The sequence below is a fragment of the Flectobacillus roseus genome, from assembly GCF_030056595.1.
Lineage (GTDB): Bacteria > Bacteroidota > Bacteroidia > Cytophagales > Spirosomataceae > Flectobacillus > Flectobacillus roseus.
Window position 1 is genome coordinate 56,752 of the sequence record NZ_JASHIF010000008.1, and the last position, 24,485, is coordinate 81,236.

The 24,485-nt window shown below is 36.7% G+C and carries 18 protein-coding genes; 16 read left to right on the top strand and 2 right to left on the bottom strand.

What is annotated here, in order from left to right:
* The first annotated feature begins 72 nt into the window (after positions 1 to 72).
* From QM524_RS09275 to QM524_RS09320, 10 genes are all read left to right on the top strand, one after another.
* Positions 73 to 627 carry a porin family protein gene (locus QM524_RS09275; RefSeq protein ID WP_283344353.1) on the top strand — a complete coding sequence of 185 codons (555 nt, stop codon included), beginning with the start codon at positions 73 to 75 and terminating at the stop codon, positions 625 to 627.
* 48 nt (positions 628 to 675) lie between these two features.
* Positions 676 to 1,335, top strand: a complete 660-nt coding sequence (gene rpe / locus QM524_RS09280; protein WP_166578047.1) for a ribulose-phosphate 3-epimerase — start codon at positions 676 to 678, stop codon at positions 1,333 to 1,335.
* A gap of 458 nt (positions 1,336 to 1,793) precedes the next feature.
* Positions 1,794 to 3,728 carry an OmpA family protein gene (locus QM524_RS09285; protein ID WP_283344354.1) on the top strand — a complete coding sequence of 645 codons (1,935 nt, stop codon included), beginning with the start codon at positions 1,794 to 1,796 and terminating at the stop codon, positions 3,726 to 3,728.
* A gap of 51 nt (positions 3,729 to 3,779) precedes the next feature.
* The gene (locus QM524_RS09290) at positions 3,780 to 5,759 is read left to right on the top strand and encodes an OmpA family protein (RefSeq protein WP_283344355.1); all 1,980 of its coding nucleotides are present in this window, start codon (positions 3,780 to 3,782) and stop codon (positions 5,757 to 5,759) included.
* A gap of 327 nt (positions 5,760 to 6,086) precedes the next feature.
* Entirely contained in the window at positions 6,087 to 7,199 is a 1,113-nt protein-coding gene (locus tag QM524_RS09295) for an acyltransferase family protein (RefSeq protein WP_283344356.1), read from the top strand.
* Between the two features lie 249 nt (positions 7,200 to 7,448).
* Positions 7,449 to 8,189: a glycosyltransferase family 2 protein gene (locus QM524_RS09300; protein WP_095164098.1), complete on the top strand. Its 741-nt coding sequence runs from the start codon at positions 7,449 to 7,451 to the stop codon at positions 8,187 to 8,189.
* A gap of 141 nt (positions 8,190 to 8,330) precedes the next feature.
* Positions 8,331 to 9,722, top strand: a complete 1,392-nt coding sequence (locus QM524_RS09305; protein ID WP_095164097.1) for a protoporphyrinogen/coproporphyrinogen oxidase — start codon at positions 8,331 to 8,333, stop codon at positions 9,720 to 9,722.
* A 204-nt stretch (positions 9,723 to 9,926) separates the two neighbouring features.
* Positions 9,927 to 12,575 carry a hypothetical protein gene (locus tag QM524_RS09310; RefSeq protein ID WP_283344357.1) on the top strand — a complete coding sequence of 883 codons (2,649 nt, stop codon included), beginning with the start codon at positions 9,927 to 9,929 and terminating at the stop codon, positions 12,573 to 12,575.
* Between the two features lie 78 nt (positions 12,576 to 12,653).
* On the top strand, positions 12,654 to 14,060 hold the full coding sequence (locus QM524_RS09315; protein WP_283344358.1) for an MBOAT family O-acyltransferase: 1,407 nt from the start codon (positions 12,654 to 12,656) through the stop codon (positions 14,058 to 14,060).
* Positions 14,061 to 14,085: 25 nt separating this feature from the next.
* Complete coding sequence (locus QM524_RS09320) at positions 14,086 to 15,120, top strand: hypothetical protein (RefSeq protein ID WP_283344359.1); 1,035 nt, start codon at positions 14,086 to 14,088, stop codon at positions 15,118 to 15,120.
* A gap of 278 nt (positions 15,121 to 15,398) precedes the next feature.
* On the opposite strand, the gene QM524_RS09325 is transcribed toward QM524_RS09320, so the two are convergent.
* Positions 15,399 to 15,983, bottom strand: a complete 585-nt coding sequence (locus tag QM524_RS09325) for a carboxymuconolactone decarboxylase family protein (RefSeq protein ID WP_283344360.1) — start codon at positions 15,981 to 15,983, stop codon at positions 15,399 to 15,401.
* A 355-nt stretch (positions 15,984 to 16,338) separates the two neighbouring features.
* Positions 16,339 to 16,890 (bottom strand): peroxiredoxin, encoded by a 552-nt coding sequence (locus tag QM524_RS09330; RefSeq protein WP_095164092.1) that lies wholly within the window; start codon positions 16,888 to 16,890, stop codon positions 16,339 to 16,341.
* A 196-nt stretch (positions 16,891 to 17,086) separates the two neighbouring features.
* Between QM524_RS09330 and QM524_RS09335 the strand changes: the two genes are divergently transcribed.
* The 6 genes from QM524_RS09335 to QM524_RS09360 all read left to right on the top strand — a co-directional run bounded on the left by QM524_RS09335 (position 17,087) and on the right by QM524_RS09360 (position 24,355).
* Complete coding sequence (locus QM524_RS09335; RefSeq protein WP_095164091.1) at positions 17,087 to 18,028, top strand: hydrogen peroxide-inducible genes activator; 942 nt, start codon at positions 17,087 to 17,089, stop codon at positions 18,026 to 18,028.
* Positions 18,029 to 18,421: 393 nt separating this feature from the next.
* Complete coding sequence (locus QM524_RS09340; protein ID WP_283344361.1) at positions 18,422 to 19,747, top strand: rhamnogalacturonidase; 1,326 nt, start codon at positions 18,422 to 18,424, stop codon at positions 19,745 to 19,747.
* 156 nt (positions 19,748 to 19,903) lie between these two features.
* Positions 19,904 to 20,398 carry a hypothetical protein gene (locus QM524_RS09345; protein ID WP_283344362.1) on the top strand — a complete coding sequence of 165 codons (495 nt, stop codon included), beginning with the start codon at positions 19,904 to 19,906 and terminating at the stop codon, positions 20,396 to 20,398.
* A gap of 125 nt (positions 20,399 to 20,523) precedes the next feature.
* Complete coding sequence (locus QM524_RS09350; RefSeq protein WP_095164088.1) at positions 20,524 to 20,886, top strand: BlaI/MecI/CopY family transcriptional regulator; 363 nt, start codon at positions 20,524 to 20,526, stop codon at positions 20,884 to 20,886.
* 174 nt (positions 20,887 to 21,060) lie between these two features.
* Positions 21,061 to 22,428 carry a M56 family metallopeptidase gene (locus QM524_RS09355; RefSeq protein WP_283344363.1) on the top strand — a complete coding sequence of 456 codons (1,368 nt, stop codon included), beginning with the start codon at positions 21,061 to 21,063 and terminating at the stop codon, positions 22,426 to 22,428.
* Positions 22,429 to 22,711: 283 nt separating this feature from the next.
* Positions 22,712 to 24,355 (top strand): M1 family metallopeptidase, encoded by a 1,644-nt coding sequence (locus QM524_RS09360; protein WP_388045047.1) that lies wholly within the window; start codon positions 22,712 to 22,714, stop codon positions 24,353 to 24,355.
* Positions 24,356 to 24,485: the final 130 nt, after the last annotated feature.

Sequence of the window (24,485 nt, forward strand, 5' to 3'; positions counted from 1 at the left end):
ATTACAAGACCTTTGAAAATACTTTTGTTCGAACCTTTTATGTTTAGTGCCAAGTAGAAAATAAAAATCCTTATGAAAAAATTTATACTGATCTATTGCCTCCTCGGAGTCTGTTGGACTGCTTTCACGCAAGATGGTGTCAATTTTGGGGTAAAAGCAGGTGGCAATGCCACCTCACATGCAGGAACAGGCCTATTGAATGATCCCAACAATAATATTTATACTTACCATTTTGGCGTTTTTGGTCAACTCCCATTGACTAGTGATGTACTGTTAAGTCCCGAAATTTTATACACGAAAAAAGGGTTTAAAAGAAGAGGAATTACCTTTCAATCTCCCTATATTGACTTTTCATTATTAGCAAAAATTAATCTTGGCGATTCCAAAGCCTATTGTGTTGTTGGTCCTTATACCAGCTATCAGCTCGAGCGAGAATTTACCTATACAACCTCTCAAAAAACGTATGATTTCGGAGGAAACTTAGGGATTGGTCTTAAAATCCAGAAACATTTGAGAATGGAAGCAATCTTTCAAACCTCTGCCAACGTATGGACAGCTCCAAGACCTATGGGCGAAGGCTATCGTCTAACGCAAGTCACCCTTTCTGCCCTTTATCTCATTCGATAATACCGCTTTTTTCTTTTTTCCTGCACAAGATTCCTTTAATTTTGCGGCATGAAAAATATCATTATTGCTCCGTCGGTATTAGCGGCGGATTTTGCGAATCTTCAGCGAGATGTAGAAATGGTCAACAACTCGCAAGCAGACTGGTTTCATATCGACGTGATGGACGGTGCTTTTGTGCCAAATATTTCTTTTGGTATGCCTGTAATTGAGGCCATTAATCGTCATGCAAAAAAACCTTTGGACGTACACTTGATGATTGAAAAACCTGATAGATATTTGGAGGAATTCAAAAGAATCGGTGCAACCAATATTACCGTTCACTATGAAGCTTGTACGCACATTCACCGTACATTACAACAAATCAAATCATTGGGATGTGTCGCTGGTGTGGTATTAAACCCTGGCACTTCGCTTTCGGTACTTGATGAAATTTTACCTGACTGTGATATGGTATTGTTGATGTCGGTAAACCCTGGCTTTGGTGGTCAGAAATTTATTGAATCTACGTATGATAAAGTTCGTCGTTTGCGTCAAATGATTGATTCAAGAGGTTTGAATACGATTATTGAAATCGACGGTGGAGTAAATCAAGAAACTGGTACTAAGTTGATTGAGGCAGGTGCCGACGCCTTAGTAGCAGGAAGCTTTGTTTTTAACGCTCCAGACCCACAAGCAACAATTGCGAATTTGAAAAATATTCAGATATAGTCTATCAGTCGTATGCGCTAGGCTTTATGCCGTAAGCTCAAGCCTAGCACATACGACTAAGTTATAATCTTCAAGCTAATTTCTCGTCAAAGCATTCCTCCCAAAACAATCATACCTCAATAGCATCATTACTCAGCAAAAACTTCCTTATCCTTCTATCTTCATTTAAGCCGTTCTTTTCGGAAAATCTATTTTCGTTTTATCTTTCCGCATTCCATTAAAAATAGTTAAATCCCTCGCAGAATTATATCATTTTAGCATAATAAAAGTTTTTTTACATTAACTTTACCTCTTAGATGTACAACCTTGGCACAGTTTTTAAGGTTACGCCAAAGTCATTAAATATCGAAGCCTCTTCGTCTTCATGATTATCTATGAATAGAGTCTGTTTGCTTATACTATTTGCATTTATAAATCTTCCTCTTTTTGCACAAAAAACATTTTGGGCCAGTAAAGTCGTGGCATTCTCGAGCGAGTATGCAGACAAAGAAACTACCAAAGAAAATCGTGCAATACAAGTTTTAGGAAAACCCAACAAACTACCTCAAGTGGGCTATTCGGTTTGTGCGTGGCAACCCATGACCCAAAATAATTCTATCAACGAGGAATTCATCATCGTTAGTTTTGATACCCTCATGCCAGTCCGCCAAATTGCAATTGCCGAAAACTTTGGTCAGGGTGCTATCACACATGTTGATGTTTTTGATGAAAATAATAATATCCATCCTATCTGGATCAATAATACCCCTCCCACAAATGAACTCGGTAAAATGCTGAATTTGATACTTAATCAAATGACAACATTCAAAGTTCGTTCGGTGAGAGTAAGTCTTAATACTTCAAAAGTAAAAGGATGGAATCAAATTGATGCTATTGCTATTTCGCAGTCTGACCAGCCCATCAAAGCCTTCATCAATTTGGCCAACAATATGCCAAGTCAGATTGTGAAAGAAAATTTAGGGAAAAATGTGAATTCAGAATTTCGTGAATTAGCGCCTGTGATTGCTCCCGATGGAAAAACCTTGTATTATACTCGTTGGAAACACCCAGCCAATGTGGGTTATGCCAAAAAGCAAGATATTTGGTTTTCTGAGCTTCAAGCCGACAAAACATGGGGACCAGCCAAACCTTTTCCTGAACCCATAAACAACTCGGAGCACAACGCTATTTGTGCCATTTACCCTGATGGTAAAACCTTGTTGCTCAACAATGTGTATATGCCCAATGGCGAAATGAGTAAAGGGATTTCTATTTCTCAGAAGACAGCTTCAGGCTGGGGATTTCCTGAGCAGGTAGCAATTATCGACTTCAAAAACAAGTCTGAATATGCCGAATATTCCATAGCTCCCAATGGTCGAATTCTCCTTATTTCAGCACAATTGGACGATACTGAAGGAGGTAAAGATTTGTATGTAAGCTTTTTACAAGATAACAAATCATGGTCTAGACCCGTCAACTTGGGAAAAAGTGTCAATACCGCCGAAGATGAAGGAATGCCTTTTATCGCAGCGGATTCTAAAACCTTGTATTTCTCCACGAAAGGTTTCCCTGGCTACGGCAACAACGATCTTTTTGTTACAAGAAGACTAGATGATTCTTGGACAAAATGGTCAGAACCACAGAATCTTGGTCCGATGATTAATACCTCTGAATGGGATGGATATTTTACAATTTCTGCCGTAGGTGATTATGGGTATTTTTCTTCTCAAGAAAAATCACTCGGAGAAGAAGATATCTTCAAATTGAAAATTCCTGAGGCAATCAAACCTGAAGTAGTCGTACAAGTGTCGGGTGGGGTGTACAATTCTGCTGATAAAAAGCCTGTTGGTGCCAAGGTGAAAGTACAGTCTACGATGGACGGAGATACGGTATGTGTAACGTTTGACCCAGCTACGGGGGACTATAAGTTTATGCTTCCAACCAAGAAAAAGTATACGATTTCTGCCTCACAAAAAGGCTATCTATCATCCTCAGAAGTACTTGATTTTGAGAATGAAAAAGATTTTCATGAAGTCAAAAAGAATTTATTCCTATTCCCTATTGCTGCTGGACAAAAAATTACGCTCAACAGTGTGTTTTTTGAACAAAGTAAATACGAATTATTGCCCGCCTCCTTCCAAGAGTTAAATCATATTGTGGCAACCATGAGAGAAAATCCCAAAATGGAAATTATGCTCGAAGGACATACTGATAATCAAGGAGATTGGAACGAAAACTTAAAGCTTTCGAAGCAACGTGTCACCGAAGTGAAAGGCTACCTTGTCAAAAATGGTATTGAAGAAAAACGCATCCAAGTCCAAGGCTATGGCTCTACAAGACCTGTAGCAAGCAACAATTCGGAAGAAAAACGAAAGCTTAATAGAAGAGTTGAGGTGACGATTGTCAAAATCTAAGCTCCTTTCTGGTATTATTTTTGTAAAAGAGAGTTTAACTAATTTAATATTATGGTTAATACTCTCTTTTTTCGTTTTGCTCTAGTAGTTACACTGTTCATATTCACCCAAGAAGCATCATCACAAACTATCAAATGGGCTAATACTGTCATCGAGTATTCGTCTGAATTTGTTTTACCTCTACGTGCCAAAACAGCAACTACGACCTTAAAGTTTTCCCCCATTACTTCCGAATTTGAATCCTTAGCCATGAAATTTGATACAGCTTTCAGTATCAAACAAGTGATGGTATCAGAATTGATGCCTCAAGGTTCGATTGCACAAGTATGGGCCATTGACGCCCTTTCGAAAGAACATCTCCTTTTTGAAATATCAGAAGACGCTTCTCTAATTCCTGGAAAGGATAAATTATTCAATGTTATTTTACCCAAAATGACAGAATACAAAGTTCAAGCCATTCGACTTGTACTACGGAAGAGTGCGTTGAAAACTTCCAAACAAATTGAAGCCATAGGTATTTCTAGTAGTGCTCAGGTGGTTAATCAGTATGTGAAAGTAGCCTCTGATGCTCCCAAAAAAGTTATTCGTGAAAATTTAGGAAAAACCATCAACTCCAAAAACCCTGAGTTTGCGCCTGTCATTTCCAGCGATGGAAAAACACTTTACTATACCCGTAATTATATCAGCTTATTTGGTAAAGAAAAAGATCAAGATATCTGGTACAGTACCAAAAATAGCGACGGCACTTGGTCGAAGGCTCAAAATCTTGGCATTCCATTAAATACCGATGACAACAATGCCGTATTTGCCGTTTCTTCTGATGGCAGAGAAGTTTTGTTGATGAACAAATATCAAAAAGACGGGAAATTAGCGCCAGGTATCTCCCGCTCTAAACGAACGCCAAACGGTTGGTCATTCCCAGAGGAAGTTAAAATTGACAACTTTTATAATTATAGCCCCAATGCAGAGTTTGCCGTTTCAGCAGATGGTCGTGTAATGGTGATGTCTGTTCAACGTATGACTACCAAAGGAAAAAGGGATTTGTATGTTTCTTTCAAGAAAAATAATGAAGAATGGACTGAACCGCGACATATGGGAAACACGCTTAATTCAAGTGAACATGATGTAACGCCATTTATTGCGGCGGACGGTAAAACTTTATACTTTTCGACTAGAGGTTTTTCTGGGTTTGGGGATAATGATATTTTTAAATCCACCCGACTAGACGAAACGTGGCTTAATTGGTCTGAGCCTCAGAATTTAGGAGAAGGAATTAATACCCCAAATTGGGATGGATTCTTCACCATTCCTGCTTCAGGCGAATACGCCTATATGTGTACATACGAGGGTAGTTCGCAAAAGGAAGATATTTTTAGACTACTTTTACCAGAAGACAAACAGCCTGAGCCAGTGTGGGTACTTATGGGAGAAATTCTCTCAACCTCAGATCAGAAAGCGGTAGAATGTGAAGTCGAATGGTACACCAATAAAAACTATAAGAAAAAGAATTCAACCCATTTTAATCCAAGTCTGGGGTTATTCAAAATAATTCTGCCATTACACCAGCAATATGAAATTGTCCCTGTCAAAAAAGGATATTTAACCATCACTGATTATTTTGATTTAACGAACGAAAATGAATTTAAAGAAATTAAGAAGAACTTCTATCTTCTTCCACTAGAGGTGGGGAATAAAGGTATTCTCAACAGCTTAACTTTTAGTCAAGGAAAAGCAGAATTACCAGAGGCCGCTCTTCGCGATTTGGATAGAATTGCTCAGGCTATGAAAGAAATTCCGACACTAGAAATTCTCTTTGAAGGACATACCGACAACCTTGGTGACTTTCAACTAAATCTTCAACTTTCGGAAGATCGAGTAAAAAATGCTAAAAAATACCTCGTTAGCCAAGGTATTCTGGCAGATAGAATACAGACCAAAGGTTGGGGGCAAACAAGACCTATTGCAAGTAATGCCACAGAAGAAAGAAGAAAATTGAATAGACGAGTAGAGTTTACGATTATCAAAAAATAGTATCACAAAACGAGCTTGTCACCTTTTCAATAATTTTCCTCTTTCACAGCGTTTATTTTTTAGTTTACTAACTCAATCCTGTACGGGTAATGTTGATGACCCTTTTACTTAAATTTAGTGAACGGTCTACCACACTTAGAGAACATCTTGATAGCTAGAATACTTTCTATCAATAAGTTAACACGCTTTTACTATGAATCAAACATTGCTTTGTAAACGTCTAGTCAAATTTTAGATTTGTCAGAGGACAAAAAACAAGCTATTTTTGTCTATTAAATACCTGTATTTAACTCTCCCGAACGAGTTAACTTCAATTTTCTGAAAAGGATGACGCAAACAAAAAATCAACATGACTATTTTGGGCAATTAGATGGCATTCGAGCAATTGCTGTAGGCCTTGTGCTAATTGACCACTGGTTAGCTGAAAGAAATACCCTTCCATTAGGTTCATTGGGCGTAGCCATGTTCTTTGTTTTGAGTGGTTTTCTAATTATCAGAATTTTGATGTTAGGAAAAGAAAAAGACGATGCCATTGGCAGAAGTCATTGGTTTACAGTAAAGCAATTTATTGTTCGAAGAACCATTCGAATTTTCCCGATATACTATCTGGCACTATTTCTACTTTTTATCTTCGATGTGCCCAACATCAGAGCTACGATAGGCTGGTCGCTTTTGTATTCGGCTAATTTTTACATTGCCATCTATCATAAATGGATTGGTGTTATTGACCACTTATGGTCATTAGCGGTGGAAGAACAGTTTTATTTGTTTTTTCCCTACTTAATTTTATTTCTTCCTAGAAAATATTTCACTAAGCTTTTTGCAGGAATGATCGCCTTATCATTGGGATTAAGGTTATTATTTTTCTTCCTTCATGCAGATTGGACTGCCCAGTATGTTTTGATGCCAACCTGCTTAGATTCATTTGGTTTGGGAGGCGTAATGGCGTATTTGTTTACTTATAAGAGGGATTCTATTTTCAAGCAATTAGATAAGAACAGTTACTTATTCCTGAGCCTTGCGTTATATATTGGGTATATTGTTGCCCTAAAAATGGATGTTCATCACGGTTTTACTTATGTGGTTTTAGACAGACTCTTTGGGTCTATCCTGAGCTTTTTCTTGATTTTACGAGCCGTATCAGGCTACGGAGGCATCATGAAATTTTGTCTCGAAAATCCAGTAACGGCCTACATTGGGCGTATTAGTTATGGTTTATATTTGTATCATAATTTTGTTTACAACTTCTATCACACTAATTACCCAACACACCCAACTGTTAGAATTTTACATAAATTACAACAGTTTGCACCAAGCATCACACATCGATTTGCCTTTGAGCTCTTGGTGTATGCTACGCTCACTGTTTTGGTAGCAACGTTGTCTTGGTTTCTCGTTGAAAAACCAGTTAACAACTTGAAAAAATACTTTAATTATTAACCCGAAAGGCGCTGAAGAAACAAGTGTTTTGAAAGAATCAAATCTCACATTCAGCAGTTTTTACTAACTAACCAACACAAATCGATCACTTAAAATGGAATTGTGTATCATGAAGTCAAACACCTGTTTGATAAAAACAGCATTAAGTTTTCTTCATTTTTAAAATTTACATTACAAAAATCAATCTGAATTAGGTATTTTTGCAATGCAAATGATTGCACAAAACTGTTTGGACAAACAAAATCTTTAATGAGTATTAAATTAGCCATCGTCATGCCAGCTTACAACGAAGAAGAGTGCATGGCAGACGTAGTAAAAATCTGGAGTGACCTTTTAGACACAGAGTTTGCAGGAGAAAATACCCGCTTGATCGTAGTGAATGATGGTTCAAGAGACAATACTGGTAAAATTCTTGACGAAATTCAGCCACAGTATCCTAAATTAATTGTCGTTCACCAACCAAATGGCGGACACGGTAATGCGGTAGTTCACGCTTATAGAAAAGCAGTAGAAATTGGTGCTGAATATGTGTTCCAAACAGACTCAGACGACCAATTTATTCCTGAAGATGTAAAAAAACTTTGGGATAAAAGAACCCAATCTGATTTTATCTTAGGCTATCGTCAAGTGCGTCATGATGCGGTTTTCCGTTTGTTTATCACCCGTATATTACGTTGGAGTATGTTCTTGGTTTATGGAACATTCATCCTTGACTCAAATATTCCTTTCCGTTTGATTAAAGGAAGCTTCTTGAAAAAATTGTTGGAACAATTACCAAGTCCAACGCCTTTTGCACCCAATATTTTTATTGCTATCATGGCAAAAAAATCAGGTCAGGAGCTTTTCAACATTCCAATTGTTCATAAAGAGCGACTTACAGGGGAAGTTTCAATCCGAAAAATGAAACTCCTTAAAGTATGTTGGCAGAGCTTCAAAGAGCTTTTGAATTTCCGCTTGGAACTAAATACGAAAATCAAAAAATTGAAATAGTAAGGTTGGCTTAGGAATTATTCTTAAGCCAATTCTCAATTTTTATTCACTTCTTTTGTCAAATTTTTGCTGTTGTTTTTACCTCAAACAACAGGACTGAATTACAACAAACAGGCTAAAGACTTCGGCCGCAATTATTGTATGAAATATCAATATGTCATCATTGGTTCAGGACCAACAGGTCTTGGCGCAGCGTATCGCTTGAAAGAACTTGGTATCAAGGACTTTATCGTACTTGAAAAAGAAAATTATATCGGAGGTTTGGCCACCAGTTTCGTAGATGAAAAAGGCTTTACTTGGGATGTGGGTGGTCACGTACAATTTTCGCACTACAAGTATTTCGATGACCTAATGATGAAAGCATTGGGCGAAGATGGCTGGTTGACTCACCAACGTGAATCATGGGTTTGGATTGAAGACCGTTTTGTACCATATCCGTTCCAAAACAACATCAAATATCTTAGCAAAGAAACGATGTGGAAATGCTTAGAGGGTTTGATTAAGTTGTACAAAAACCCTTCTAGTAAAAAACCTGCCAACTTTCATGAGTGGATTATGAATACATTTGGCGAAGGTCTCGCTGAGGTATTTATGTTGCCATACAACTTCAAAGTTTGGGCTTTCCCTCCTGCACAAATGAATGCAAGTTGGGTTGGTGAGCGTGTTGCTGTTACTGATTTGCAACGTGTTACCCAAAATATTCTATTCGATAAGGATGACCTTTCGTGGGGTCCAAACAATACATTCCAATTCCCTAAGCATGGTGGTACAGGAGCTATCTGGGAAAACGTTGGTAAATTGGTAGGTGAAGAAAATATCTTGACAAACGCTAAAGTAGCCAAAGTAGACCCTATTGCTAAAAAGTTGATTTTGGAAGACGGTCGTGAAATCGAATATACCTATTTGATGAACACAATGCCGTTGGATATTTTCACTACCAAAGTGGAAGGTTTGGACGAAACAATTACAGCCAAGGCACAAGGTCTGAAACACTCTTCTACCAACGTGATTGGTATTGGTTTGAAAGGTAAACCAAAAGCTGATTTGGCTACTAAATGTTGGATGTATTTCCCAGAAAAGAATAGCCCATATTATCGTATTACGGTATTCTCAAACTATAGCCCATACAACGTTCCAGATATCGAAAATCAATGGTCATTGATGGCAGAGGTAAGTGAATCGGAATGTAAGCCTGTGGACAGAGAAACTTTGATTAAAGATACGGTTCGTGCGATGTTGGAAGATAAACTCATCGAATCTGAGGATGATATTATTTCAGAATTTATCTTCTCAACGAACTATGGTTATCCAACACCATCTGTTGAGCGTGATGGTATTTTGAAAGAAGTACTTCCAGCCCTCGAGAAATACGACATTTATTCACGTGGACGTTTTGGCGCTTGGAAATATGAAGTTTCTAACCAAGATCACTCGTTGATGCAAGGTGTTGAGTGGGCCAACAGAATGGCACATGGTGTTCCTGAATTGACATTGTTCTTCCCAGATACGGCCAATGCAATGTGGGGAAAATAAATAAGAGTATTGGGGTGGCCGATAATCCGTAGAAATAGAATACCTTTTCTTAAGTAAATCATCCATTTACCTACAACAAAATATATAAACGAGAACAGTTTTGGGAATTTCATCTGAAGCTGTTCTCGTTTGCTTTTTGATAGCCCCTACAAAAGCCTTATCTTTGGCTTTCTAAATACATACGTTCAAATTTGCTTTATCAGAATGAAAAAAAATTGGTTCATCCTACTTGCAATCCTTTTAGGAATAGGCGGTTTTTTCTTTTATAGAAACACCACTGCCACCAACAAACTCATTTCTGATCTTATTCCAGACAATACCCTGTTATTGCTGGAAGCCTACCAGCCCAACGAGGCCAGCATTAAAAGTAAATTACAAGAGTTACCCTTCACAGATTCTTTATTTCCAATTGCTACAGAATTAGAACATTATGGTTTAAAAGGGGAAAGGCTCGATGCTCTGTTTGCCAATCGCTTATTGTACTTTGCTTATATTCCACAAGCCAAAGAACGTATTACTTGGGCCTACTTTATTCCTCTCATTTCTGAAGATGAGCCTCTGCTCGACCAATTGATTCACTTGGACAAAACCCGTGAAGGCTTACGTTTGATTACTCATACTACGGCGAAACAAAAGATTCACGAAATATTTTTTAATTCTACCAAAACTGAAATTGCATTTTTCATCAAAGATAATTTTCTCATCATTAGTCCTTCTACCCTGGTATTAGAGGAAATCCTTTTGAGTAAAAAACATGATTGGGCACAGAATTTACCACTCAAGGATTTATCAACTTTTACAGAATCTACTTTGATGACCACCCATGTGAATGCTCATGCCATCAAAGAATTTGGTGTAAAAGTTGTAGAGCAAAAACGTACTTCGACTCCGTATTTGGCAAGTATTTTACCTCAATCGTGGACTTGGTATCTCAAAGATAGTTTCCCCAACTATGGCGTTGAGGCCTTCTCGGTCAGCCCTAATCCAGAAATCTTCGGAACACAATCAGCCAAAAAATTTGATGTAGGCAATATGATTCCTAATTCTTGCTCCATGGCACTGAATATTAGTGTTGACCAATCAAGTGAATTGAAGGATAATTGTCAAAAACAAATTGAATCGGATGAATATTTATCCAAACTTCAGACTTCTGCTAAAAGCGATTTTGACATAGATTTTGACGCTATTCAGGATAATGTTCAAAATAGTGTCAGTTTGTTAAATCTTGAAGGTAGCGATCCTAGCAAAGCCAATAAAATTGTACTTATTCAAAACAAAGAAATCAAAAACCTACTTAAGGAGGTTACCCTAAAAGTGGCCAATGCCAAAGGACAAAAACCTTATGCAATCCCGTATGGTTCGTTCACGATTACTGCCTTGGGCGTTCGAGAGTTTCCAGCAATGGTTTTAGGACCTATTTTTTCAGGTTTTAGTAATTGTATTTTTACGGAATATAAGGATTTTGTTATTCTAGCAAGTGATTTAAGTACTTTACAAGAATATCTACTTAGTATTAGTAGAAATGAGGTTTGGTCGAGTAGCAGTCGTCATCAGTCACTACTCAAAAAACTTGGAGAAAATAATTTAGTTTGGATTTCAGAACCTCAAAAAGCCCTAACTGGTCTTCAAGCATTGCTACCTTCTCCTTGGTACGAAATGTCAAAAGAAACCTTTGAGTCTTCAGGTATCACCTTTTTAGTATATCAGTCTAACGAAGAGAAATCTAAGTTTTCTTTTTTAAAGGGTGATTCGTACAAGGGAAGCTCCTCTGGAAAATATGATTATAAATTACTAAAACTCAAACAGTATGGTTATAATGTTGCAGGAAAACCGCTAATGTTGGTCAACCCAACCACCAAGTCCTCAGAACTATTATTCCAAACTACTGGAAATCAACTTGTTTTATTAAATGAAGGCAAAAAAATATGGTCTACCTCAGTTCAAGGAAAAATATTGGGTGAACCACAATTTTTGAAAACTAGTAGCGATAAAAAACAGCGATTAATGGTGCTTACTACCCAAAAAGCCTATATCCTAAAACGAGAGGAAGATGGTTTTGAGATAAATAGTAGTACGAACATTTCAGGACTTAATTTAACTAGTTGGGCTGTTGCAGAATCCAATAATCAAATCCATATTATAACCTCAAACGGTCTTTGTGTAAGTTTACAATCAGATGATTTAGAGGAAACCCATAGCTTTAAACAAAAATCCCTTGAAAATTGTATCGGTCCACTCCCAACAATTGGCTATAAGGGACAAGTTTATACTGTAGGTCTTACAGAAAATGGTTTGTTGGGTATCGTGAACGAAAAGGGAGAATTTACCACTGGATTTCCAGTAAAAATGGGCGTTCCAACCCTCTCAGCACCTGTGTTAGACCAAACTGATGGGCAAATTGCCATATTAGTTTTGGGGCAAAAAGGCGAATTTTTTAAAGTTAATATGTCAGGGAAGGTGGTTCAAAAAAATCAGTTTTTTAGACCAGATACTGAATATAAATTCCAACTTTGTGCCTCCGATAAACCCAACGACTGGGTTGTAATGCGCGGAAATAACAAAGTAGTGACTGTTTTGGACAAAAATGATAAGGAGCTTTTTTCCATAAAAGATCTTGCTTTTGGACGTAAATACCTCAAATACTACAATTTAGGAAGCGGTCGTAGATTTTATGCCATCTTCAACGGCTGGTCATCCTATTATTTGTATAACGAAAAAGGCGAGAAGGTGTCCGACAAGCCTATTATTTCAAGCTCTGCCCCTATCATTCAGTATTCGGATTCTTACAATAAACTTATCATAACAACGCATAATAATCAGAATATCGAAACATGGTCAATCAAATTGAAGTAGTTTCGTATCTCAAAACTTTAGCTGTAGTATCATCACAACACCCAAACCCGATGGTTGGATAGGTACAAATTATAAACTATGTTATTTAATACTGTACATTTTTTAATCTTTTTTGTCATAGTTACGCTTGCGTACTTCAGCCTTGGTTGGTCAGGTAGATGGCGATTGCTTTTGTTGGCAAGTTGCTATTTCTACATGATATTCAAGCCTATCTATTTTCTGATATTGCTAAGTACCATCATCATTGATTACATTGCTGGGATACTTCTTGAAAATGAACAAAATGCTGTAAAACGAAAGCTGTTGCTAGTCATAAGTCTGATTTCTAATATTGGTATTCTTGTCTATTTTAAATATTTCAACTTCCTGAATGATAGCCTTACCGAAGTTTTGAGTTGGGCATCTATGACCAATCCTATCAAGGCTTTAGATATTTTGCTTCCTGTCGGCTTATCGTTTCATACCTTTCAGGCGATGAGCTACACGATAGAAGTGTATCGAGGAAACCATAAGGCTGAGCGTCATTTTGGCATTTATGCCTTATATGTGATGTTCTATCCGCAGTTGGTTGCAGGACCGATTGAGCGTCCACAAAATGTGCTTTATCAGTTTCATCAATTTCATCAATTCAATTGGGAAAAAGTAAAAAGTGGCTTATTCTTAATTGCTTTTGGACTTTTCAAAAAAGTAGTTATTGCTGATAGACTTGCCATGTTGGTTGATCATTGCTATAACCAACCCGAAAATAAAAATGGGCTTTCGCTCCTTCTAGCAACCTTCTTTTACACTTTTCAAATCTATTGCGATTTTTCTGGATACTCCGAAATTGCACTTGGAACAGCTCGTGTTATGGGATTTGAGCTCATGGAAAACTTTCATAGTCCCTATTTCTCAGGTTCTATTTCAGAGTTTTGGCGACGCTGGCATATCTCCTTATCAACTTGGTTTAGAGACTATCTGTACATTCCGTTAGGTGGAAATCGTGTGTCAGAGTTCAGAAAATATTTAAACCAGTTTATTGTTTTTATGGTCAGTGGATTGTGGCATGGTGCTAACTGGACCTTTGTCATCTGGGGCTCGCTACATGGTTTCTATTTGATTGTTGCCATTTTCAGAAATAAATATTTACCTAGCTTAAAACTACCCCAAAACCTCTGGGGAAAAACACTTAATGTGCTCAGCACATTTTTCTTAGTGATGCTTGCATGGGTATTTTTTAGAGCTAAAAATATACATGATGCTACTGTGATTTTGCATAAAATCAGCTTTACCTCGCTGACGGATACCTTGCAAAGTCCGCTAAATAAGGCTGAACTGGTTTTCTGTTTTATGCTTATTGGTTTATTGATGTTAAAAGACTGGAAGTTCTTTTATGTGGATACAAGCTCGAATAAGAAATTTTGGTTACTGACAGGTGGTTTGGCATTTCTGACGTATTTCTTAGGCGTATTTGAAACCAATCAGTTTATCTATTTTCAGTTCTAGTTTTGAGGTAATAATTGAGAAATTTATGATTTTTAAAGTATTAAAATATAGCTGTTTATTCGTCGCCATATTTTTATGGATTCAGGCTTATTCGCCTGTGGTATATCGCACCACAGGACCTTTGGGCTTTTTTCCAGACGATTATCGTAATGGCGATTTGTATCGTCTCTCCTATTTACCTGAGTTTAAAGACCCAGTTAAAACTTGTACAGACGCAAAAGTATCTTCAAAAACAACTCAAAAGCCAGTGCATTTGTATATCCTTGGCGATAGCTTTACAGAACCTGCTCGTGTTGATTCTTCGATGCTCAAGGCAGATAAATATACGTATTTGCATTGGGCGAATAGTAGCCAAATTAAGTTGGACACCAACTATCATAATATTCTCATTCTTGAGTCTGTTGAACGTACGGCACGTGAGCATTTTAGTGAGAAAGTCGATAACTACCAAATTATTGGACATGATACAATTGCTGAAGTACAAACCCCACAACTTTCTTGGAAAAGACGTTTGTTCCAAAAATCAGAGGAGTTTTTGACATGGTTATTTCCTGCTCAGGTAGAAGAACGCTTGCAACATACGTTATTTAATTACGATTTCTTTTTAGAATTCAGAGAAGCAAAAGCATCTTTTAATGAAAAAGTATTTGGTCGTGTAGAATCGGGTGTGGTTTTATCGCCTGACAAACAAGCTTTATTTTATCGAGACGAAGCAAAAGCAACAGAAAAAACCTCTTCTTTCTATCCTTTGGAAAATCAGGAGGTAAACAAAATGGTAGAGGTAATCAATAGCTCTGTGACACATTATCAAAATGCAGGTTTCGACCACGTTGTTTTGGCCTTAATACCTAACAAAGTAAGCGTAACTAACCCAGAGTTAGGAAATTATAATCATCTGATTGAAAAAATACAGTATAACCCGAACTTGAAAGTACCTTTTATTGAGATTTTTAGAGATTTTAATAATTTAGGAAAAATGTACTACCTCAAAGGAGATTCGCACTGGAATTGTGAAGGTAAAGCATTGTGGTTAAGTAAAGTAAACACAATGCTCCAATAGTTTAACAACTGTAAAAGCTAATTAAAAGACATAAAAAAACCGTCCCAAAACGTATTTTGTGACGGTAGATATATGAAGCCTTAGGTTTAGGTTGATAGAAGCGTACTTCTATCAACCTTTTTGTATCAATCTATTCCACGATTACTTTACAGATACAAACCTAAAACCTTTTCCAAATGGTCGAGATAGTAAAATCTATCTTGGAGAATTTGATTATATAACTCTCAAACTGAGTGAGTTATTGTATTAGAATTTCATTAGGAAAATGCCCCTATTGATTACAATAGCAAAATAAAGCTTTTCAATATAGCACCCAAACGAACCGCTTCAAATATACGTTGCTCGCTAGCACCATGACTTTTTACAGATGCTTCGTGAGAAGTAACACACATTTCACAACCGTTGATAGCTGAAATTACTAAGCTCAATAATTCAAAAAATTCTTTACCCAAAACTGGATTCATCATGATTGACATACGAATACCTGCTGGGATATTATTGTATGATTCTTTGTCCATGAAGTGACGGAAACGGTAGAATACGTTGTTGGCGTTCATCAACGAAACACAACTTGCTACTTCCAACAACTCTTTTTCTTCTACACCTTTTGCTTTTGCCAACTCTTCCAAAGAAGCTACCAATAAAGAAGATTTTTCGTTGATTGCTACACCCAAAGCCAAAAGAACTGCATCTTTTTCAGACAAAGTAGATGCCTTCAACGAGTTACTTACATTGATTTTAAGGTCTTTGATATAACGGTGATCTGCCGAGTTTAATCTATCCAAAAACACAGAAGCTAAATCTGTAGGCAAGTTTAATTCTGCCAACAAGTTCTTTTTTGTTTCACTTGTAGTTCCAAACATGTTATGATGTTATTTATAAAATCCTGAAAGTCTTATTTGAAGAAAAGCTAACATAATCATGTTAGCCCAATGTATTATTTTAAAAACTTAAGTAATCGTGCGAAATTAAATCAAACGATTTTGCTTTTGTCTTTCAGCTATGGGCATTCAGTAAAAGTAGGCCTGTTTTTTGGAAACATTTTGCCTAATGCTTAAAGCCTAAAACGAGTATAATTTTAGTGGTGGTAAAGCGAAACTTAGTGATATTTATCAATTGACATACCATAAATTGCTTCGCTCAAGTACCTTTGGGAAGGTATTTAGGAGAAATAGCATTGTTTGATTACTCAAACAATGCTAGATAATTTTATATCAACTAAACTGACAAAGTTTCTTCACCAGCTTTCCAGTTACATGGGCAAAGTTCGTCTGTTTGAAGAGCATCCAATACACGGATTACTTCGTCTACGTTACGTCCTACTGACAAGTCGTTAGCACATACCCAACGAATAACACCTTGTGGATCAACGATGTAAGTTACACGGTAAGCGATTTTTTCGTTAGCTTCCAAGATACCTAATTCTTCAGCCAAAGATTTAGAAGTATCAGCCAACATTGGGAATTTCAAACCACGAAGATCGTCATGGTTGTTTCTCCATGCCAAGTGAACAAATTCAGAGTCAGTTGAAGCACCGATCAAAATTGCATCACGGTCAGCAAAGTCTTCAGATTTAGCGTTGAATGCAGCGATTTCAGTTGGACAAACGAAAGTAAAATCTTTTGGCCACCAGAACATTACCATCCATTTACCTGCGTTGATATGGTCTTCAGAAGTGATATCATAGAATTCTTTACCTTTTTCTAAAGATACAACTGCAGATTTTTTGAAAGCTGGGAATTGAGCACCTAAACCTAACATTTTAGACATTTTTTTGTAAATTTATGATTGAATAAATATTAAAATTGTACAATTCAAATATATAATTTCACTACTAATACTGAATATCGTATTTGAAAAGTATTATTTTCGTTTTGATGATACAAAGGTCATCACAAAACTTTCTCGATACAAATTGATATTATTTATAACCCTATAAAGATTATCAATACTAACTTTTAAAACTATGACAATCACTCAGTTAGAATACATTATTGCGGTCGAAAATCTTCGAAATTTTGTACAAGCTGCCGAAAGCTGTTTTGTTACCCAACCCACGCTAAGTATGCAAATACAAAAACTGGAAGATGAACTAGGAGTGAAAATTTTTGACCGTAGTAGACAACCTGTAGTGACTACTCAGATTGGTGCCGAAATAATCCAACAAGCCCGTATCACGGTAGCCGAATTTAGTAAAATCAAAGAGGTCGTTAATTCTGGCAAAAACGAGGTTTCTGGAGAAATTCGCTTAGGTGTAATTCCCACCATTGCTCCTTATTTATTACCCTTATTTTTGTCTAGTTTCTTGGAAGAATACCCTAAACTGGAGCTTAAAATTAAGGAGTTAACCACTGAACGAATTATTCAAGGACTCAAAAATGATGATTTGGATATTGGGTTATTAGCGACACCACTCCAACAGCCCAATATTATCGAGCACCATATTTTTTATGAGGAACTAGTCTTATATGTATCAAAGCAAAATGCTTTGTACCAAAAAGAATACGCCCTTTCTGAAGATATTGATCCGAAAGAATTATGGCTTTTGGAAGAAGGGCACTGCCTCCGCTCACAAATTGAAAATTTATGTGAGCTAAAGCGTAAAACAATTGGTTTTGGACAGTTTGAATACCAAGCAGGAAGTTTAGAAACACTGCGTAAAATGGTAGAAAGAAATCAAGGAATTACGATATTACCAGAACTTGCAACGCTAGATTTTGAGGAAAAACATAAAGGTCTCATCCGACAATTTGCTAGTCCTGCTCCTGTGCGTGAGGTGAGTTTGGTAGCACATAAAAACTTCGCCAAAACTGCCGTTTTGAACGCCCTGAAAAAAAGTATTTTGGCATCATTGCCCGAGTCAATCAAAAATACCAAACCTCGTTCGGTTATCCAGATTAAACAGTAAGGATATTTTCACTTTCTGTTATTGAGTGAGTTGTGAGCGAAGTGTAATTGAGTGAATGAGTGCTTGAGCGAATGAGTGATTATGTGAAAATTTGTATTCCATCAGTAGAGACGCAATGATTGCGTCTCATGCCATTCATATCTAGCATAGTAGCATCAAAAAGCGGTCGAAAAACATTTATCGACCGCTTTTTTGATAAAAACGTGGAGAATAATCCAATCCTAAAAATTCGGGATGACTCATGTTTGATGTTAAATCATATTAAAAAATAATCGCTAAATCACTCATTCATTCAATCACAAATTATTATCCCATCAGCCGAGGAAGCAGGACGGCTAAATGGATTTTTGGAGACATATTGCCAGTTGAAACTTATAATAGCTTTAATACAAAATGAAAAAAATATTGCTTGCCTTGGCATTTTCACTGGTGGGATTGAGTTCAATCAATGCTCAAAAAAACACTACGCAATTGTTTCCTGATGGCACTCCTATTTCGAGCTGGTTTACTGTTAATAAAAAAATCACTTTACCACAACTTGGAAAAGCTTACGTTATTACCGATTATGGCGTCAAAAACGATAGCACTTTAGTACAAACAGAAGCCATTCAGAAAATTATTGATATGGCAACTGAAAAAGGTGGCGTCATTGTCATTCCAAAAGGTACTTTTTTGAGTGGAGCGCTTTTTTTCAAACCCAAAACACATCTACATGTGGTAGAAGGGGGTAAATTGAAAGGCTCTGATAACATTGAAAATTATCCCAAATTACCTTCACGTATGGAGGGACAAAGCCTAGATTATTTCACGGCTTTGGTAAATGCTTATCAAGTAGATGGTTTTACCATTTCGGGAAAAGGCACTATTGATGGAAATGGCTTGAAATATTGGCAAGCATTTTGGCAAAGAAGAAAAGAGAATCCGAACTGTACCAATTTGGAGGTTTCTCGTCCTCGATTGGTGTTTATTTGGAAATCAAATAACGTACAGATTCAAGATGTAAAATTGCATAACTCAGGTTTCTGGACAACTCATTTATATCAGTGTAATAACGTAAAGATCTTGGATGCACACATTTTCTCTCCAGAAAAACCAGTAAAAGCCCCAAGTACCGACGCCATTGACATAGATGCCTGTATCAATGTTTTGGTCAAAGGCTGTTATCTCTCTGTAAATGACGATGCTATTGCGCTAAAAGGTGGCAAAGGTCCTTGGGCAGATAAAGTGCCAAACAATGGTGCCAACAAAAATATCATTATCGAAGATTGTGAGTTTGGCTTTTGCCATTCTGCCCTTACCTGCGGTAGTGAGGCCATTCACAATCGTAATATCATCATGCGCAAATGCTATGTGAATGAAGCAACCAGAGTTTTATGGCTCAAAATGCGTCCTGACACGCCACAATTATACGAGTATATTTTGGTTGAAAATGTCAAAGGAAATTCTCATAGTTTATTGTTTGTTAAACCTTGGAAACAATTTTTTGACTTACAAGGACGTAAAGATGTGCCTCTCTCCTATTCAGACCATGTTACGTTGAAAAATATAGAAGTAAAATGTGATATATTCTACGATGTAGCCGTGTCGGAATACGATAAACTTTCCAATTTTACTTTTGAAAACTTTAAAGTAGAAAGTAAAAACCCTGCTTTCGACAAATCAGTAGTAAAAGGGTTTACCTTGAAAAATGTAGTAGTGAATGGTGTGGCGATTAAGTAATTTCTTCTAGTATCATATAAAAATCCCTTTGTGATGGTTTAAATGCCAAACAAAGGGATTTTTTATATTTACCGATTATCATATTTATAATGGATTCTTCAAATTGCAAGTGTTAATTTGTATGAAATCTATTTTCTACAATAAATCCCAATTTTTATGCTTTACCTATTTTGGGGACTTTTGAATCTCGCTCTTATTGTCCTCTATCTAAGATTACTTTTCTTCTCCCTCCGTAACATTTCACGGAAAAATGGCACGTTGACAGCTATTTTAGTCTTCATCCTTTTCCCAGGTACATTGAGCCAAGCAGGCACAAAAAAGGCTCCTCCTCAGTATTTTGAGATGGCGAAAGGTCATGATCCCAGCCGAATGTTTACTACAGTTTTCTCTGTGGAAGACTACAAACTTTTCAAAAAAGAAGTGATTCTTTACTATGAAAAGCATCAAAAAATCGAAGTCTTAGCTGTGCAAGGCATGGAATCAGGGTGGAATACTGGCGTTCGTTGGCAACCCACTAGTATCACTGCGTATCAAGATACTAAAAGCCAAAAAGTTAATTACGCCATTTCAGCAAAGGTAGACTGGACGATTCTTTCTATTCCTATTTTTACAACGATTGAAACGATAAATGGTACATTTCAAATCAAATAAACCCAAAATCGATCAGAAGGAATAGCTTTATTTTTACATATTTTAAAATTTCAAAAACAAACACCTACGAAACATTCGTAGGTATTTGTTTTTTTATACCTTTGTATCAATCAAACTTTAACATAATGGAAAAATTAACACCTTCCGAAGAGGAAGCTATGCTGGTAATTTGGAGTAAAAAAGGAGGTTTTGTCAAAGATATTTTAGAAGGTCTTTCAGGTGAAAAACCTCCCTATACTACCCTCGCTTCCACAGTAAAAAATTTGGAGAAAAAAGGATTTGTCAAGGCAGTAAAATATGCCAATGCCTTTCGTTACGAACCTGCAATTCCACAAGAAAGCTACAAGCGCGAGCACGTAGGAAATGTTGTGTCTGGTTATTTCAAAAACTCATACAAAGAATTAGTAAGCTTTTTTGCCCAAGAAGAAAAAATTACACCAGATGATTTGCAAGAAATTTTGAACATGATTCAAAACGGCAAATCTTAATTTTTCAATTTCTCAACATCCTATTTTTTCCTCTTTTCGCCTTTTAAAATTATTTTTAAAAAATATCTACGAAAATTTCGTAGATATTCGATTTCTTCGTATGTTTGTATTGTAAGGCAAACATACACCTGATAATTATGAAAATTTAACAGCTATTCAAAACTAGAAAAGCTTATGAATCAGACGCTTATCATGGTAGTACAAATGCAACTATCATTAGCCTTATTCTATTTGGGATATCGTTTTTTACTACGTCCATTAACTTTTTATACCTACAATCGGTGGTATTTTTTGTTGACGACCCTGTATTCATTGATAGCTCCAATCCTGTTACATAATCGTTCGATTGTGCCACAAATTACCGTACCAGCCAATAATTTGGTGTTGTATTTACCTGTGATTCAGGAAAAACAATTTGATTATTCGTGGGTACAGATATTCTATGGACTTGTAGTAATGAGTCTTTTATTGAAAATAGTATTGTCTGTTTTACAGATTCAAAAAATCAAAAAAACAGCAACAGTATATGATTGGGAGAGTATTCGTTTTTGGCATAGTGATCAAATAGATAGTGCCTTTTCGTTCTGGAATGATATTTTTTGTAATCTTCAAAAACATGAAATAAAAGACCTACCTGCCATCTTAACGCACGAGGCTATACATGTAGAGAAAAAACATACATTAGACGTATTATTGTTTGAAATCCTATCAGTGATTTTTTGGTTTAATCCCGCGGTATGGCTTCTCAAACGTGGCGTCAAAGAAAACATTGAGTATCAAACAGACAGTCTGGTCGTAGGCTCTGGGCAAGACAAAAAGCAGTACCAAATGCAATTGCTCTACGTAGCCATGGGACAAAATTCTATACCTCTTTCAAATTCATTTAATGTACAAGAACTAAAACACCGTATTTCAATGATGAACAAAAAATCCTCTAGCAACAAAGATTTGAGAAGGTACTTTTTATTGGCGCCTATCCTACTCACCAGTCTAACGGCCTTTACTGTAACTCAAACCACAAAAGGTTCTGAACAGATTATCGAAAAAACGACAAGTGCTATCGATGACTATTTGCAAAAACAAATACAGACAGTGAAAGTCGAAAATCCAAAAGCTGAAAAACTGCCTTTGATCCAATTAAGCGAAGTAGTCGTTGTAGGAACGCCTTACAAAGGTGATTCTGTCAAGGTTAAAGACAAAGGTACCCTAGTTACGATTAAACTTACAGGAATGGGGAATGCGAAAATTGACTCTTCTACGAAATTCATTGCGGTAAAAGATATGCTTTTGGTAAAAAATGAAGACAATGTTTTCACCGTTGTGAATGATTCTACTTCGAGAATCAATATGAGAGCCACTTCGCCTATGAATGCCCCACTCTGCATTGTCAATGGAAAAGAAGTTTCTTATGGGACAGGAGGCTTAACTGGAATCGACCCTAGTACGATCGAGTCAATCAGCGTTTTGAAGGATAAACATGCCACAGATGCTTATGGTGAAAAAGGACGCAACGGGGTGATTATTGTCACGCTCAAAAAATAACATTCTCTAAACCTACACAAAAATCCTTCGACCAAATAGTCGAGGGATTTTTGTTTTTAGGGCTTTTCTATCTCAAAATTAACCGCCAATATTCTTATTTTAGCCTGAATTGAAATACTTCTCAAAAACACCGTGCCATATAACGCAAAATCGACACCAATTCGGTAATTTGTTTCGTTAAGCCAAATCAAGCTTGTACTTTTGTCATCATTAAACCTTTTTGTTTTAAAAATCTTACCCTCCGCCTGCGGTCAAGATTTTTGATTTCGCTCATTATTTTTACATGAAAAAACTCCTTTTTTGCTTGTTATTTATGGCCAGTTTTGGCGTAAATGCACAGCTACTCGTCAACAAACCTACTTTTACTCACGATGATACCCTTCGTGGCTCGATTACCAAAGAGCGTATTTGGTGGGACTTAAAACATTATGCTTTACATGTGAGTGTACAGCCCAAAGACAGTACTTTTAGCGGTTTTAATACCATTACTTATCAAGTATTGCAGCCATCACAAGTTTTACAAGTAGATTTACAACAACCTTTAATCATTAGCAAAATTGTGCAGGATGGGGTAAATCTCAAGTTCAAAAGAGATGGAAATGCCTTTTTTGTGACACTACAAAAACCTCAAAAAGTAGGCAAAACTGAAAGTTTGACAGTGTATTATCAAGGAAAACCAAGAGTTGCCAAGCGTGCACCTTGGGATGGTGGTATATCTTGGAGCAAAGACAAAGACGGTAAATTGTTCATGGCAACCTCTTGTCAAGGACTTGGTGCGTCTGTATGGTGGCCGTGTAAAGACCACATGTACGACGAACCCGACAGTATGAGTATTGCTGTGACGGTTCCGAAAGGTCTAATGGATGTTTCAAACGGTCGTTTGAGAAGTGTGAAAGAAAATAGCGACAATACTACCACATTTGTGTGGGCTGTGGTAAATCCAATCAACAACTATGGTGTAAATCTAAACATTGCGAACTATTACAGAATTACGGATAAGTATTTTGGAGAAAAAGGCCCGCTAGATCTAAACTATTATGTTCTTCCTGAAAACTATCAAAAAGCCATGACGCATTTCAATCAGGCTAAAGATATGCTTAAGGCTTTTGAACACTGGTTTGGGCCATATCCGTTTTATGAAGATGGATACAAGTTGGTAGAAGTACCGTATTTAGGAATGGAACATCAGAGTTCAGTAACATACGGAAATGGCTATCAAAATGGCTATCGTGGTCGTGATTTGTCGGGTACAGGCTGGGGAACTAAATGGGACTTTATCATTGTGCATGAGTCTGGACATGAGTGGTTTGCCAACAATATTACTTATAAGGATATAGCAGACATGTGGATTCATGAGAGTTTTACCAACTATTCTGAAAACCTATTTACTGAGTATCATTTCGGAAAAGAAGCTGGACACGCATACGTACTAGGAACTCGTAAACTCATCAGTAATGACCGCCCAATTATCGGCGTTTATAATGTCAATCATGAAGGTTCGGGAGATATGTATTACAAAGGTGGTAATATGCTTCACACGATTCGTTACATTATTGATAATGATGAAAAATGGAGAAATATTCTGCGTGGGATGAACCAAGTATTTTATCATAAAACCGTTACAACCGAAGAAATTGAAAATTTCTTATCACAACAAAGTGGGGTTAATTTGAGTAAAGTTTTTGATCAGTATCTTAGAACAGTACAAATTCCTACACTGGAATATAAAGTATCAGGAAACAAGTTAGAATACCGTTGGACTACCTGTATTGATGGTTTTGATATGCCAGTCAGATTTAAAAAAGCAGATAATACTTATCTAAAAGTAAAGCCTAGTACCCAATGGCAATCTGTAGAAGATAGCAACGTGAGTAACATAAGTGTCGATGAGAATTTTTATATAAACTCTAAAAATCTTAACAAATAGTCAAAAAACTGCGTTATAGACATCTTTAACGCAGTTTTTTAGTTTTACCCTATAAAAAATTCACCTCTAATAATCCTCATCGAAGTGGATATTCCTACATGAGTGTAATATATCTTGAGTTATTCCATGT

Coding starts and splice junctions, on each gene's coding strand:
- QM524_RS09275 (WP_283344353.1), top strand. CDS start 73: ATGAAAAAATTTATACTGATCTATTGCCTCCTCGGAGTCTGTTGGACT.
- rpe (WP_166578047.1), top strand. CDS start 676: ATGAAAAATATCATTATTGCTCCGTCGGTATTAGCGGCGGATTTTGCG.
- QM524_RS09290 (WP_283344355.1), top strand. CDS start 3,780: ATGGTTAATACTCTCTTTTTTCGTTTTGCTCTAGTAGTTACACTGTTC.
- QM524_RS09295 (WP_283344356.1), top strand. CDS start 6,087: ATGACGCAAACAAAAAATCAACATGACTATTTTGGGCAATTAGATGGC.
- QM524_RS09300 (WP_095164098.1), top strand. CDS start 7,449: ATGAGTATTAAATTAGCCATCGTCATGCCAGCTTACAACGAAGAAGAG.
- QM524_RS09305 (WP_095164097.1), top strand. CDS start 8,331: ATGAAATATCAATATGTCATCATTGGTTCAGGACCAACAGGTCTTGGC.
- QM524_RS09310 (WP_283344357.1), top strand. CDS start 9,927: ATGAAAAAAAATTGGTTCATCCTACTTGCAATCCTTTTAGGAATAGGC.
- QM524_RS09315 (WP_283344358.1), top strand. CDS start 12,654: ATGTTATTTAATACTGTACATTTTTTAATCTTTTTTGTCATAGTTACG.
- QM524_RS09320 (WP_283344359.1), top strand. CDS start 14,086: ATGATTTTTAAAGTATTAAAATATAGCTGTTTATTCGTCGCCATATTT.
- QM524_RS09325 (WP_283344360.1), bottom strand. CDS start 15,983: ATGTTTGGAACTACAAGTGAAACAAAAAAGAACTTGTTGGCAGAATTA.
- QM524_RS09330 (WP_095164092.1), bottom strand. CDS start 16,890: ATGTCTAAAATGTTAGGTTTAGGTGCTCAATTCCCAGCTTTCAAAAAA.
- QM524_RS09335 (WP_095164091.1), top strand. CDS start 17,087: ATGACAATCACTCAGTTAGAATACATTATTGCGGTCGAAAATCTTCGA.
- QM524_RS09340 (WP_283344361.1), top strand. CDS start 18,422: ATGAAAAAAATATTGCTTGCCTTGGCATTTTCACTGGTGGGATTGAGT.
- QM524_RS09345 (WP_283344362.1), top strand. CDS start 19,904: ATGCTTTACCTATTTTGGGGACTTTTGAATCTCGCTCTTATTGTCCTC.
- QM524_RS09350 (WP_095164088.1), top strand. CDS start 20,524: ATGGAAAAATTAACACCTTCCGAAGAGGAAGCTATGCTGGTAATTTGG.
- QM524_RS09355 (WP_283344363.1), top strand. CDS start 21,061: ATGAATCAGACGCTTATCATGGTAGTACAAATGCAACTATCATTAGCC.
- QM524_RS09360 (WP_388045047.1), top strand. CDS start 22,712: ATGAAAAAACTCCTTTTTTGCTTGTTATTTATGGCCAGTTTTGGCGTA.